The sequence below is a fragment of the Photobacterium obscurum genome (assembly GCF_026191635.1).
Classification (GTDB): domain Bacteria; phylum Pseudomonadota; class Gammaproteobacteria; order Enterobacterales; family Vibrionaceae; genus Photobacterium; species Photobacterium obscurum.
The window spans coordinates 63,096-76,640 of record NZ_JAKRRW010000021.1 but is presented as its reverse complement, the minus strand read 5'-3'; the positions used below and the strand labels follow the sequence as shown (position 1 = coordinate 76,640).

13 protein-coding genes are annotated in these 13,545 nt (G+C 44.6%); 4 read left to right on the top strand and 9 right to left on the bottom strand.

Annotated elements, in window-relative coordinates:
- Positions 1-11: 11 nt before the first annotated feature.
- From MD588_RS20670 to nrfB, 4 genes are all read right to left on the bottom strand, one after another.
- Complete coding sequence (locus MD588_RS20670; protein ID WP_265699589.1) at positions 12-1,988, bottom strand: heme lyase CcmF/NrfE family subunit; 1,977 nt, start codon at positions 1,986-1,988, stop codon at positions 12-14.
- A 178-nt stretch (positions 1,989-2,166) separates the two neighbouring features.
- Positions 2,167-3,126: a cytochrome c nitrite reductase subunit NrfD gene (gene nrfD / locus MD588_RS20665; protein ID WP_265699588.1), complete on the bottom strand. Its 960-nt coding sequence runs from the start codon at positions 3,124-3,126 to the stop codon at positions 2,167-2,169.
- Positions 3,123-3,812, bottom strand: a complete 690-nt coding sequence (nrfC, locus tag MD588_RS20660) for a cytochrome c nitrite reductase Fe-S protein (RefSeq protein ID WP_265699587.1) — start codon at positions 3,810-3,812, stop codon at positions 3,123-3,125. The genes nrfD and nrfC overlap by 4 nt, the downstream gene beginning before the upstream one ends.
- A gap of 11 nt (positions 3,813-3,823) precedes the next feature.
- Entirely contained in the window at positions 3,824-4,426 is a 603-nt protein-coding gene (gene nrfB, locus MD588_RS20655; RefSeq protein ID WP_265699586.1) for a cytochrome c nitrite reductase pentaheme subunit, read from the bottom strand.
- A gap of 563 nt (positions 4,427-4,989) precedes the next feature.
- Between nrfB and nrfA the strand changes: the two genes are divergently transcribed.
- The gene (gene nrfA / locus MD588_RS20650; RefSeq protein WP_265699584.1) at positions 4,990-6,420 is read left to right on the top strand and encodes an ammonia-forming nitrite reductase cytochrome c552 subunit; all 1,431 of its coding nucleotides are present in this window, start codon (positions 4,990-4,992) and stop codon (positions 6,418-6,420) included.
- A gap of 407 nt (positions 6,421-6,827) precedes the next feature.
- Here the strand turns inward: nrfA and MD588_RS20645 are convergent, their stop codons facing one another.
- Positions 6,828-7,529 carry a TPR domain-containing protein gene (locus MD588_RS20645; protein ID WP_265699583.1) on the bottom strand — a complete coding sequence of 234 codons (702 nt, stop codon included), beginning with the start codon at positions 7,527-7,529 and terminating at the stop codon, positions 6,828-6,830.
- Between the two features lie 332 nt (positions 7,530-7,861).
- Between MD588_RS20645 and MD588_RS26075 the strand changes: the two genes are divergently transcribed.
- Positions 7,862-8,566 carry a CatB-related O-acetyltransferase gene (locus MD588_RS26075; RefSeq protein WP_322784264.1) on the top strand — a complete coding sequence of 235 codons (705 nt, stop codon included), beginning with the start codon at positions 7,862-7,864 and terminating at the stop codon, positions 8,564-8,566.
- A 103-nt stretch (positions 8,567-8,669) separates the two neighbouring features.
- Here MD588_RS26075 and MD588_RS20635 read toward each other — a convergent pair whose 3' ends face one another.
- Together MD588_RS20635 and amrS are read right to left on the bottom strand one after the other, a co-directional pair.
- The gene (locus MD588_RS20635) at positions 8,670-8,978 is read right to left on the bottom strand and encodes a glutaredoxin (RefSeq protein ID WP_265699582.1); all 309 of its coding nucleotides are present in this window, start codon (positions 8,976-8,978) and stop codon (positions 8,670-8,672) included.
- Positions 8,979-9,081: 103 nt separating this feature from the next.
- Positions 9,082-10,161: an AmmeMemoRadiSam system radical SAM enzyme gene (gene amrS / locus MD588_RS20630; protein ID WP_265699581.1), complete on the bottom strand. Its 1,080-nt coding sequence runs from the start codon at positions 10,159-10,161 to the stop codon at positions 9,082-9,084.
- A gap of 70 nt (positions 10,162-10,231) precedes the next feature.
- Between amrS and amrB the strand changes: the two genes are divergently transcribed.
- Entirely contained in the window at positions 10,232-11,020 is a 789-nt protein-coding gene (amrB, locus tag MD588_RS20625; protein ID WP_265699580.1) for an AmmeMemoRadiSam system protein B, read from the top strand.
- Positions 10,989-11,576: an AmmeMemoRadiSam system protein A gene (amrA, locus tag MD588_RS20620; protein WP_265699579.1), complete on the top strand. Its 588-nt coding sequence runs from the start codon at positions 10,989-10,991 to the stop codon at positions 11,574-11,576. Before amrB ends, amrA begins: the two co-directional genes overlap by 32 nt.
- A 108-nt stretch (positions 11,577-11,684) precedes the next feature.
- Here the strand turns inward: amrA and MD588_RS20615 are convergent, their stop codons facing one another.
- Complete coding sequence (locus MD588_RS20615; protein WP_265699578.1) at positions 11,685-12,785, bottom strand: DUF3541 domain-containing protein; 1,101 nt, start codon at positions 12,783-12,785, stop codon at positions 11,685-11,687.
- A 110-nt stretch (positions 12,786-12,895) separates the two neighbouring features.
- The gene (locus MD588_RS20610) at positions 12,896-13,513 is read right to left on the bottom strand and encodes an alpha-ketoglutarate-dependent dioxygenase AlkB family protein (protein WP_265699576.1); all 618 of its coding nucleotides are present in this window, start codon (positions 13,511-13,513) and stop codon (positions 12,896-12,898) included.
- Positions 13,514-13,545: the final 32 nt, after the last annotated feature.

The window sequence follows — 13,545 nt, the reverse complement described above, 5'->3', positions numbered from 1 at the left end:
TTTCTCCGTGGCTATTTCCAAATCATAATGGTGGCTGGTGATTGCAGTTTACTTTCTCTTCTCTGCGCAACCCGCACCTTATATCGCGATATCAGCGCCATGGTGCCACCTAGCATCATCATAATGCTACCAATCCATAACCAACGTACATATGGCTTATATTGAATTCGAACAGCATAGTCAGTCCGGTCCAGTTTTTCCGCCAACGTAATATAAATATCACCATTCCAGTACCACTTGATGCCAGGCTCGCTCATATTCATAGTACGAACCGTATAATGGCGACGCTGAGGTTGAATCATCGCCTCGAACCTATCAGCTTTGCTGACTTCGATATTGGCTTGTTCCGCGGTATAGTTAGGGCCGATAATTAATTCGGTTTCTCGATAGGTAAATTCATATTCGCCTAAGGTGAGTACATCTCCGGGCCCCATCTTATTACTGACCTCAACAGAATAGTGGCTTACCAATGCAGCACCAATAATTGTGACCGCCACACCACAATGAGCAACGACCATGGCTAGCGATTTCAAAGAGGTACCAACTAATCGTTTTCCTTTTGAGACGGTATATCTCATATAAAATGCTTGAAGAGCAGTGAGCGACACCCACAAAGCCGTAATAAACGATAGACAAATTGTCACGTTGATCCCACGCTCAAACAGTACGGACAGTGCAACACCAAGCACAATAGATACGGATACCGGAGCCAGTGAACGAGTGATCAGCTCATCAGTAGTCGCTCGACGCCAGCGAATAAGCACACCCAGTCCCATAAACATAAATAACACAAAGCTCATTGGAACAAACAATGCGTTGAAATACGGTGCACCAACCGAAATATTGCCTAGCCCCAGAACCTGGAAAATCATGGGATAAAACGTCCCAAGCAAGACAGTGAGCGTGGCGACAGCAAATAAGCTATTACCCGCCAAAAAAGTGGCTTCTTTTGAATTAAAGCCGAACTTAGCAGGCAGGCTAAACCTGCCGCCGTTTACTGCAAACAAGGTCAACGAAATAATCAACAAGGCACCGAGTATCGCGAGTAAGGTTACTCCTCGGGTAGGATCAACCGCAAAAGCGTGAACCGATGTCAGCACTCCCGAACGGACGATAAAAGTACCCAACAAACTGAGTGAAAACGTAAAGATAGCCAGAAGCAGCGTCCAGCTGGTAAGAGCCTTGCGCTGTTCAGTAATGATCAACGAGTGCATTAATGCCGTCCCTGTTAACCACGGCATCAACGAGGCATTTTCTACCGGGTCCCAAAACCACCAGCCACCCCAGCCAAGTTCATAATAAGCCCACCAAGAACCCAGCGCGATCCCACCAGTCAGAAATACCCAGGCACTCACTGCCCATGGTCGACTCCATTGCGTCCAGGGTATTGAGGTATCTCTGCTTGTCAGTACAGCAACGGCAAATGCAAAGCTCACAGCAAAGCCGACATAACCCAGATACAGCATCGGAGGATGGAAAATCAGGCCAACATCCTGCAGCATCGGATTCAAGTCACGCCCTTCTACAGGCACCGGAAACTGACGTAAAAACGGATTCGAGACAAGCAGGAGAAACAAACTGAATACTGCCGTCAGAATTGCCAGAGTCACCAGCACTCTGGCAATAAAGCGTTCGTCACGATCACGGCAGCAATAAGCGACGGCTGCAGCCCACCCCGAAAGGGAAAAAAGCCAAAAAAGAAATGACCCTTCATGTCCCCCCCATACTGCAGCCAATTTAAAAAACAGTGGTAACTGAGAATTGGAATGGTGGGCAATATACGCCACCGAGAAATCATCAACGGCAAAGCTGTAACCCAACAAACCGATTGCAGCCGTAATAAAAAGAAAGGCGCCATAACTTAGCGGCCATGCATAGCGGATAAGGTATGAGTCCTTCTGTAGTAATCCGACTACTGGAACAATTCCGCCCAATAGTGCAAAAGCAAATCCCAGTATTAATGCATAGTGTCCAACTTCAGGGATCATTGAATTTCCTTAAAACTTTGTCCTGTTATCATCTTGCTGTAACCCATAAATTGCAGCCTTGCCCTCGATCAATTAGGTGTAATAATTATGCAGTTAGCTATATAGCCAACCCACCTTTTGCCAAAATAAATCGTCACAGCGTTTGCTGTGACGATTTATTTACCGTAAGTACGCGTTGTTAAACGGTAGTCATTTGTCCGGCATACAAAATGAAGGTACGTAGCATTAACACACCAATTAGACTGAGCGTCGTTACCAGCATAATATACGCTTTGTTATGTCTAACCCCTTCAGGACTAATAGCATTAAGTCCAAGCGGGACCAACATTCCGGCGCCAATCACACCATACCAGAACCAAGACGCCCAAAAACCGCCGCCAATTGCTGCCATTGCTGCCGCCTGGCTTTGACTACCGCCAAAGAACAGGCCAGTGAAAAATGCGCACAATACAAACAACTCGAACATCACAACTGGACGTTCAAACTTATGGATCCAGCTCACGCTTGGGCTATGTACTGACTCTTTGAAGACAATGACACCAAACAACAGGCAGGCTGCCGCACCGGATGACAAGCTAGAGAACAAGAACAAAATTGGCAGAATAGGGTTATTCAGTAACGGGAACGTCTGTAACGCTGACAGAAGGAAACCAGTATAAGCCGCCAACAGTAATGCAAGGAACCCAAGAAACAGTTCCAGGCTATTCTCGAACCGAGTTATCACGCCTATGACCTTACCGACAATCGGCAAACGACCGTTCAGCAGGTTCAGTAGCTCATCTTTGTAGATCACTGCAATCCAGGCAAACAGTACCACCATATAGATCTGGAACAGCATAACCCCCATCGACATCACAGATGTCGGGTTATAGAAGATCATAATCTTCCAAAACGACAGCGGTTTTGTCAGGTGGAAAATCAAGATCGTTAGGCCCGCGATAATACCAAACGGTGCCAAAATGGCTGTTGCCTTTATGATCCCATTAACACTAGGATGCCCTTGGATCACCTTACGTTTCAGGTAAATCGCAATCATTACTGCACCGGCAGACATCCCTGCCAAGAACAAGTAAACCGCAATGATCCAATCCCAGACTAGTGAATCAAAATAAAAGGCATCGGCAAATGTAGTACTCATCCTTTTATCTCCCCTTTTCCATGTGGCACTTTATACAACTTCGGCTGGGTACCTAGCTCGACTTTCGAGCGATAAACAGTCTTATTCTCGAGCAGCTGAGAGACCTTGCTGTTCGGATCATTCAGATCCCCAAATGTCAGCGCCTTAGTTGGGCACGACTCTACACAGGCCGGCTCTTTGCCTTCTTTCAGGTTGGTTTTACGGCAGAAGTCACATTTGTCTGCTGCTTTGGTTACCGGGTTGAAGAAGCGAACCTGATAAGGGCAAGCCGCCAGGCAGTAACCACAGCCAACACACTTGAATGCATCAACATCGACAATACCGGTTTCAGGATCTTTAAATGCAGCCCCTGTCGGACACACATAGGTACAAGGTGCGTTATCACAGTGCTGACAAGAGATACGGCTAAACTGATAGTCAACATTCGGATACTCACCCTGAGGCTCGCTCCGGACTATTTCTAGTCGCGATACCCCTTCAGGTACTTTGTTCACTTCACGGCAAGCATCCGTACAAGCCGTACAGCCGATACACAAAGTTTCATCATGTACCATGCCATAACGTTTAGGCCCGTCCTCCATGGTCGCGGCAATTGATTTACGCCCCAGCAGATTATTGCCAGCAACGCCGGTAGTGAAAATAACGGCGCCTGCACCGGCTAAGAAATTTCGTCTTGAACACGTCATACCATCATCTCCTACTTCGCTTTCGTCTGGTCTGAGTGACAGTCGACACACATCTTAATCTTCGACTTCCTTTCGATACCTTTCATCGGATCATCAGCAGGATGAATGGTGTGGCATGATGCACAAGAAAGATCGAGCGCATGGACATCATGAGTCCAGTTCACTTCACGCAAATCTTTGGGTTCATGGCAGTTCACACAAGTTTCATTCTGCTGCGCTATCCAGGCAGGATCGGCAGCGAGCTTTTCGGTACCCGCCACCGTCTGTGCCGCCGCAAACTTAGTTACCTGCGGTGCTCCATCACGGTGATCCTTACCTACTTTGCTATGACAGTCGGTACATGTAACATCACGGTTTGTTTGTGCATGGATCACATCGCCATGCGCCCCTTTTAACGTGTCTTTTTCATCTTTATGGCACTGCGTACAAGCGTAATCGCGATCCCTGATAAATTTGACAACATGTTGACCTGACTCTTGAGTAATAACAGAAGGATTCGCTGTTGTGGCTCCTTCAGCTTTTGAGTCTGCGGCAACATTCATTGAGAAACCAAAAATACAGATGGCTACAAAAAATGTAATCACCGTATTCATGGCTACTTTATAATTGCCCATTTTTCACCTTTTTATCTTCCATAATTGCCACCCTTTATAGAGGGTAACAATCGGTGCTTATGTTTATTTGCATATCATAGAGCTGCTATTTATTACTTTTGGCACAAAGCCAAAAATAATAACCATTTTCAATTGAAATCCATTCTTATTTACTTGATTTATTAGCCACAACGCTTAACATTTACATTTAATAATATTTTTAAATATGAAAAATTGAGTCAGATAACAATTACCCCTTAAGTAGCATCATAAATGAACATTTCATGACTGAGATCAATATTTAAAATATATATAAGTAGTTGATTTACCGAGGAATAACACATGAAAAAACTCATAATCACACTACCGATGTAAATACCCCTTTAGGGTTAATTAGGGTTATTTTATAACTAGCCCGCGATTTTAACATCTCGACTTTGATCCAAAGCAACAAACCAAGCAGTTATATTAATACACGTTCATTTTTTGATATCATTTGTAAGAACTCCTTTTCTTAATTACTCGATAAGCCGCATTCACAACGCTTGGCTCTATTAATAATTAGAATACTGGAGTAACAAATCGTGAGTATGAAATGGACGAGAAATACTGCCGCGCTAGCAGCTTTGTTGTCTGCGTTATGCCTAACTGCTAATGCGAACGCGGCTTCTGCTGATACAGAAGCAACTCGGATTGAGCCACGCAACGAACAGTTTGCCAAGGCCCATGCCGAACAATACAAAACTTGGAAAGCAACCGAAGAAAGCGAAGAAATTGATGACGCGCTGGCAGGCGACCCGAATATGGTGATCCTGTGGGCAGGTTATGGCTTTGCCAAAGACTATAATAAAGCCCGCGGCCACTTCTATGCTGTCACCGATGTACGTCAGACTCTTCGTACCGGCGGTCCTAAAGACGAGAAATCTGGCCCAATGCCGATGGCTTGCTGGAGCTGTAAAAGCCCCGACGTCGCACGTGTAATTGACGATCGCGGCGAAGACGGCTATTTCGAAGGTAAATGGGCTCGACTTGGCGCTGAAATCAATAATGCGATTGGGTGCTCTGACTGTCACAACACAGGCAGCAAAGAGTTTGCCGAAGGCAAGCCAGCACTTACTCTGACGCGCCCTTACGTTGAGCGTGCAATGGAAGCCATTGATATGAAGTTTGAAGACCAGTCTCGCTTCGATCAACAAGCTCAAGTCTGCGGTCAGTGTCACGTGGAATATTACTTTACCGGCCCAACTAAAGCCGTTAAGTTCCCATGGGATAAAGGCACCGGTGTAGATGAAATGGAAGTCTACTATGATGAAATCGGCTTTAAGGACTGGACTCATAAAGTCTCCAAGGCTCCGATGCTAAAAGCCCAGCACCCTGGTTACGAAACTTGGCGTGAAGGTATTCACGGTAAAAACAACGTAACCTGTATCGACTGCCACATGCCTAAAGTACAAAACGAAGATGGCAAAGTATTTACCGATCATAAAGTCGGCAACCCATTTGACCGCTTCGAAGACACTTGTGCGCAGTGTCATACCCAAGACAAGCAAACCATGCAGGATATGGTTGAAGCACGTAAAGCTAGTGTCCAAGAAATGAAACTGCGTGCTGAAAAACAAATTGTGGCCGCTCACTTTGAAGCCAAAGCAGCTTGGGATGCAGGTGCAACTGAAGAAGAAATGAAACCAATTTTGATGGATATCCGCCACGCACAATGGCGCTGGGATTATGCGATTGCCTCGCACGGTGTTCATATGCACGCACCTGAAGTGGCATTGCGTATTCTAGGTACGGCACTAGACAAGGCAACAGATGCGCGTACCAAGGTTGTTCGCCTGCTGGCAACAAAAGGTATTACAGATGAAATTCAGATCCCTGATATTTCTACCAAAGCAAAAGCACAACAAGCGCTAGGTATGGACATGGAAATGATGGAAGCTGAAAAAGAAGACTTCCTGAATACTGTTGTTCCGAAATGGGATAAGCAAGCCAAAAACCGCGAAGCCTCTTACTAAGAGCTTTTCAACGATTAGTTTAACCAACTAAACAAAGTCCTCTTCTACATTAGGAGAGGACTTTTCTTTTCCTGCAACTCACGTCTCACTGAAGTTCACGTACTTCGTTTAGCCCCCTACACCTCCTTCTGAACATATTGAAAGAAACTATACCCAAGTTACTTAGGTATAAGAGCCTGCAAGGTGAAACAGAAAGTGGTTCCATCCTCACCGTTATCGGTAAAGTACAAATAGTCCGCCCTAACGCTCTAGTAAAGAATGACAAGTGAAATGGATGATACAAACTGACAAAAACAACGGATTTGTACACAGGTGCGAAGTTACATGAAAGTACACTTTCTCCCCTTGTTTCCAAGGGAAGAAATCAAAGAAGAATAATGAGCGATGGAGAAATCGAAAAGAAAGGCTTACAACAGTTGCTTCGCACGATTGATCGCTGTGATCAGTTCGACTCGATTAAGGTCAGGGTGCTCGCTGTCCAATGCCTGCTGCCAGACATCAATGGCTTTTTGATAACGAGCATTGAGAAAGTAATCAGATGCCAGCAACATTAATGCCGGAAGGTTATCTTCATCCAACGCCAGAGCCTGGCTCAGCAAGTGCTCAGATTCAGAGTTTAAACGCTGACCGTCGCGATAATAGAGCGCAGTCGCCTGAGCTGAAAAGATATTTGCTTGTGGTTCATCAGCCAAACGGGCCGAATAACTAAACGCCAACGCGGCATTTTCATACTCACTAGTGTACATATAGGCATTGCCAAGCGCATACCACAGTTCACCATTTTGTTTATCACTACGTAGCTGATTCTGAATTTCTACAATGCGTTTTTGGTTCAATTCTTGAGCAGACAGTGCAGCTAACTCCACAGCTTCCGCTTCAACCTCAACACGCTGCTTCGATTGAAAATCAGGCTCACCAAGAAATAGATATGCACCTGCAGAGATAGCAGCAATTATCAGCCCCAACAGAGCAGAGGTACGATTCCTCTTTTGAACCCCATTGCGGGTATCAAACCGCCAAAGAATACAAAAACCAACCACCAGCAATACAAAAAAAGCAATCCCTAATTCCAACACAAACACCTGCATTATCGTCCTTAAACCAAGCATCTATTTTACCTGTTTAAGAGGACATCTGTAACTTATTACAAATATTTTTATCTGTACTTTAACCAAGATCAAAACTCTAAACTTCAAATAAACCCATTAAATAAATGATAAGCTAAATATATTAATTCATTTCTAACAAGCACCCTTAGCGTTTATAAATTCATTATCAAACTCTAAAACAGGTAAAAATTATTATTGGGGTCATTATGGATAAATCACCCTCCCCCACATATAACCACCAACAAATAAACGACAGTAATATTAAGCCTTGAATTATCAACAATAACAACTTAATCTATACCTTCATAAAGTTAAAGTTACTGAGTCGTGACATGAAAGTTAGAAAGCTCATTTTTGATATTAGTAAAAAAAGCACCTTTGATAAAAACAATATCATAATGCCCAAAAAAAGCCTCTTTCGCAGGTTCAGAGTTGCAGGCAATCCCATCGAAATTGAACCTAACTGCATGTTCGAAGCCAAGAAAAACTTATGGTCAATGGGGGCGTTTTCTTACTCAAGCTCTAGTTTACCGCTCACTTGCAAAGTGGGTCGGTATTGCTCAATAGCTACTGGTGTCAAGGCTCTGGGCGTACAACATCCTATTGAACGGTTTACAACATCATCCATTACCTACGATAAAAAAATATTTGGTTTAAAAGCTTTACCATACCAAACCCAAAACATTCCAGCTCGCGATACCATAACAATCATGAATGATGTCTGGATCGGTGCAGATGCTGTATTAAAACCAGGTATAACCATTTCCAATGGGGCCATCATTGCTGCTAATGCGGTAGTGACCAAAGATGTACCACCTTATGCGATTGTCGGTGGTATTCCAGCTAAAGTTATTAAATATCGTTTCCCTGAAGAAGTTATCAGTGAATTGCTGGATCTAGCATGGTGGGATTATTCATGCTTGGATTTTAAGGACTTGGATATGTCTTCTGATATAAATGTTTTCATTGAATATATGAAACATATGATCCAATCAAAACAAATAGAGAAGTACACTCCAACACCCGTGGTTATTTGATTTTTAAAAAGTAAAAACATTTATCACTTAATAAAATATGCCTGTACTTATACAGGCATATTTTTATTATTGAGCTGACTACTATGAAACCATATCAATATATTTACAACTCGAAATCACCAAATTCCTCAGTGTCGACCTGACGCTCAAGGAACGCAACCAAGTCATCGTGACCACCGATATATTGGCCATCCAGAATGATTTGCGGCACAGTACGAACAGTCTGGCCCGCCTTCTCCTCGATAAACTCAACCATGGTAGTCTTCTCAAGATCAGTACCCAACACTAACGTAGTATATTCAGTACCGCGTTCATCAAGGATCGCCTTCGCTTTTACGCAAAATGGGCATCGAAGTTGAGTGATAACTAGGTTCTGGTAGCTCGCAAGCTGCTCAATGGTCATGTCAGACATAAAATTCCATTATTCTATTCAGGTTCAATTCCCCGCTAAGATAATGGAAAGCCGCCCTTGATTACAAGTTTCTTGGCTTACGGCTGAGAAAACTATCAGCAAATCACCCCATTCTGACCGGTATACGTCGACGACCAAATGTCTTTTCTATTGCTGCAAATCGCCCTGCGATCTGATAGCCACAGTGTTGACAAACACCTTGTTCTGTTAGTGCAGAATCACCAATATGGTACCAATTACGTGACAGCACTTTGTTCTTGCAACTTGGGCAATAGGTACTATCTCCGGCTTCATCAAAAATGTTACCCACGTACGCATAGTTCAAACCATTTTTTATCGCTATCTCTCTTGCGCGCTTCACGGTCTCCGGTGGGGTACACTGCTTGTTAAGCATTTTGAAGTCAGGATGGAAGGCACTGAAATGAATGGGGATATCTGGACCAAGATTGTCATATACCCAGCGGGTGAGCTCATCTAACTCAGCATTACTGTCATTCTCATCCGGGATCAACAAGGTGGTAATTTCAAACCAGACATCGGTTTCATGGCGTAAATACAACAAAGTATCGAGCACTGGGGCCAAGTGGCCACTACAAATTTTATGATAAAACCGCTCGGTGAAAGCCTTCAGATCGACATTCGCCGCATCCATATAACGATAAAATTCTACCCGGGGTTCATCACAGATATAGCCTGCCGTCACTGCCACACTGTTGATCCCTAGTTCATGACAAGCCTGCGCGGCATCAACGGCATATTCCATGAAGATCACCGGATCATTGTAGGTAAAAGCAATGCTATCACACCCGTACCGCTTAGCTGCGAGTGCGATCTGGTCAGGCATTGCCGTTTCTCCCAGCGTATCAATTTCGCGAGATTTACTGATCCCCCAGTTCTGGCAAAACTTGCAGCTTAAATTACAGCCTGCCGTCCCAAAAGACAGCACTGAACTACCAGGATAAAAGTGATTAAGCGGTTTTTTCTCTATCGGATCAATACAGAAACCACTCGAACGACCATAGCTGGTCAGGACAATCTCACCGCCATGAGCCTGCCTGACAAAACAAGCTCCACGCTTTCCGTCCCGTAATCGGCAATGACGAGGGCACAAATCGCAAATAACCCTCCCATCTTCAAGTCGATGCCAGTACTCAGTTTTATACATGCTTGGAGGCTGTTGCATCTAAATCACTCACCGTTAATTTTGTTCCTATAATAAATATAGTCCTGTCAGAAATAACCGCGTGATTTCTATGAGTATTCGTAATCCGGCTGTAGCGGGGAGTTTTTATGATAAATCCCCAGAATCTCTGAAATGTCAGCTTGATAGCTGGCTTGGTTCAGAGCCAAAAATCGAGGATTATATCCGTGCACTAATTGTGCCCCATGCTGGCTATATTTATTCAGGCAAGGTTGCCGCCCAGGCATTTCGTTATCTGAAATCTCAGGCAGATAGGATCCACAAGGTCATTCTTATTGGTCCCAGCCACCGCTTTTACTTTACTGGCTGTGCGTTGCCGTCCGCAGATTTTTTCTCCACACCACTTGGGAAAATTCCGATTGATACAGAAAGTATTGATAAATTTAAAAATATAGATGATATTGAAGTATCAGATCAGGTACATGCCTTCGAACATTGCCTCGAAGTTCAGCTGCCTTTTCTGCAAACCTGTTTAGACCAATTTACCTTGTTACCGATACTAACCAGTAATGTGTCACCCGTTACCGTAGCCAATCTTATTGATTCGCTATGGCAAGATGAAAATACCCTGTTAGTGATCAGCAGTGATCTCAGCCACTACCACCCTTACACCGAAGCGCAAAAGATAGATAGAAATACCTGCACACTAATCGAGAGCTATGAGCCCTCACTATCACCAGAACAAGCATGCGGCTCAACGGGTATCAATACATTACTTTTACTTGCTAAACAACGGGGTTATCAACTAAAACGTGTGGAATTAAAAAACTCCGGAGACACTGCCGGAGATAAGGAGAGAGTTGTTGGATATGTCAGTTACCTCATTTCAGAACCTAAATAAAGGGGAGCTCACCCAGCTATTAGACATTGCGCGGGAAGCGATTCGTGGCCATTTTTCAAACGATTTACCCCAGCCCCCCCAACTTGACCTGTATGGCAAAAAACTACTAAGGCCAGGCGCCAGTTTCGTCACTTTAGAAGTTAATGGCCAACTACAAGGCTGCCTTGGTTCTACGTCAGCCAATGCACCATTAGTTCTTGATGTTCATAACAAAGCCCGAGCCAGTGCTTATCAAGACCGACGCTTCATGCCGCTGACAGAAGATCAACTCGATCACCTGACGATCGAGGTTTCTGTCTTATCTGAACCCGAACCACTTCTTGTGGGTTCAGAACAAGAACTCATCGACTACCTGACAGAAAATAAAGTCGGGGTCATACTTTCTGATCACCACAATCAAGCACTGTTTCTCCCTCAAGTCTGGGAGCAGCTTAAAGCCCCCAAAGACTTTATCCGCCATTTAAAATTGAAGGCAGGCTGGAATGCGGTGTATTGGTCTGAAAGCATGGAGGTAAAAACATTTACAGTGACAAGTATCAAAGGTAAGTATTTTTGATAGAAAGCGATACCTGAGCAAAGAAAGAGCTAAAAGTATATCTCGGCACAAGGCGAGTTTTATCCCTCGCCTTTGCCTTTGCCTTTGCCTTTGCCTTTGCCTTTGGAGTTACTGTGCCGTCAAACCATAAGGAAGGGAGCTGAAGATTTCAGGCTGACGCTCAACCGTCGGAACCTCATGGGGACCACGCCAGTCCAACAGCATTATAGTCAGCACATTACGGTGCTCACCATCAAGCAACTCGGTTTCGCCATTAACCGAAGGCACCATGCCAGCCTTGCGATCAATTGACTCCTGAATAGCTTTCCGGGTTTTCGCTACAACAGGGTCACTCTCCAACCCAGCCAACAAAAAATTGATACCGACTTCCGCAATCACGTCTTCTTTTGAACGTAATAGGATCGTATCGATATTTTTGCGGTAATAATCATAAATCCACTGATATTCCCGTTCTTTAATCGGATGTTGGTAGTATTCAGAAGCAGCAAAAATAATATGTGTCAGGCCATAAATTTTATTCATGAACTGCTGATCAGTAAGATCGGCGTCTTTCTTGTCCGGGTAGGTCGCCTTAAACGCGGCTATAAACTCATCAACCACATCCTGCTCACCCAACTGACGTAGCCAATAAACCTGGTTAGCCAATTGCGCTGCCCACGCTCGAATCATTTCCGGATCGGTTGCGTACTCAGCAAAATCGTAGCGACGGATCACCTGCCTCAATTTTTCATCTTCTCGGTGCTTAAGGCCATATTCATTAGCCCTTGCCATTGAGCCAAGCAAATCAACCCCTAGATACAAATACTCGGGTTGTGATTGAGTCACGGCGTAGCGTAGCTTTCCGCGTACATCATCTTTTTTTCCGTAGTTCTGAATTCGTATATCTGAGTAAGCTTTGATTTGATCCGGGGTATAAACCTCGGTAGCGAATTTGTTTAATCGACTGGCAACCCGCGCCATATCTGACCATATCGCAGCCCCATATTTCGCATCTTGAGTTTGACGGTACATACGAAGTCCATAATGACCCATTTTAAACGCTGGTAAGGTATATAGATTGGTTTCGTAAGTCTGGCGGATAAGAGCTGCGTCTTGCTGATAAGAAGGACTGGCTGCAGACAGATCAACAGTAACCAGATCCGTTTCCGCATAGGCCGCCCCCACAAACAGGGAGAAAACTAAAGGTAAGCAGGCATTCAATAACTTCATATATCACTCCATAACGATGGGCTGATTATCCCTTATGTATGCACAAAAACGCTACCAGATAACGCTACACATCAGGTCAGAATTAGGTCAATTATCAATATATTGCGCCATTACAAAATGGTCCGAAAGGTTAAGTTAATTCTGGCTTGCTTTGGGCGCTGAGTTTTCGGTACGGAGTGTGACCAAAACTGTTGGGTCATGCCCGCCATTATCAGTAATGAGCCTGACTTTAGGTTGAATTCGATCTTTTGTTTGCGGAGAAGATGCTTGAGAACAAAACGTCGCTCTTCGCCCAGGCTAACCGAAGCGATAACGGGGTGAGCGCCAAGCTCGGGTTCATTGTCCTGGTGCCACCCCATATAATCCCTGCCATCACGGTAGAGGTTAGCCAGCACCGAATTAAAGGAAGTCTTACTCACCTGCTCGCAGGCTGATTTGATCGCCAGTAACGTGGGCGTCCATGGTTCAGGGGTCATTGTCAGTCCCGAATAGGTGTAGACCGCTTCGCCACACCATGCCTGTAACCGGGGCTGAAGGACATCACGGCCAAACATCCGAATCGTTTCCTGCCGCCAGTCAAGCTCGGCCAACAGCTGGTGGAAATAACACTGAGACTCACGGGAAGAAATAAAATCCGGCGCCCAAAAAAGCTTGCCATCCGGAATTTCCAGCCACTCTCCTGTTCCCCCAACTGCGGCAGTCGAGATAAAGAGTTCGAGGTTATCCATCCCCTATTACTCTCGTTAGTTTAATTTCGGAT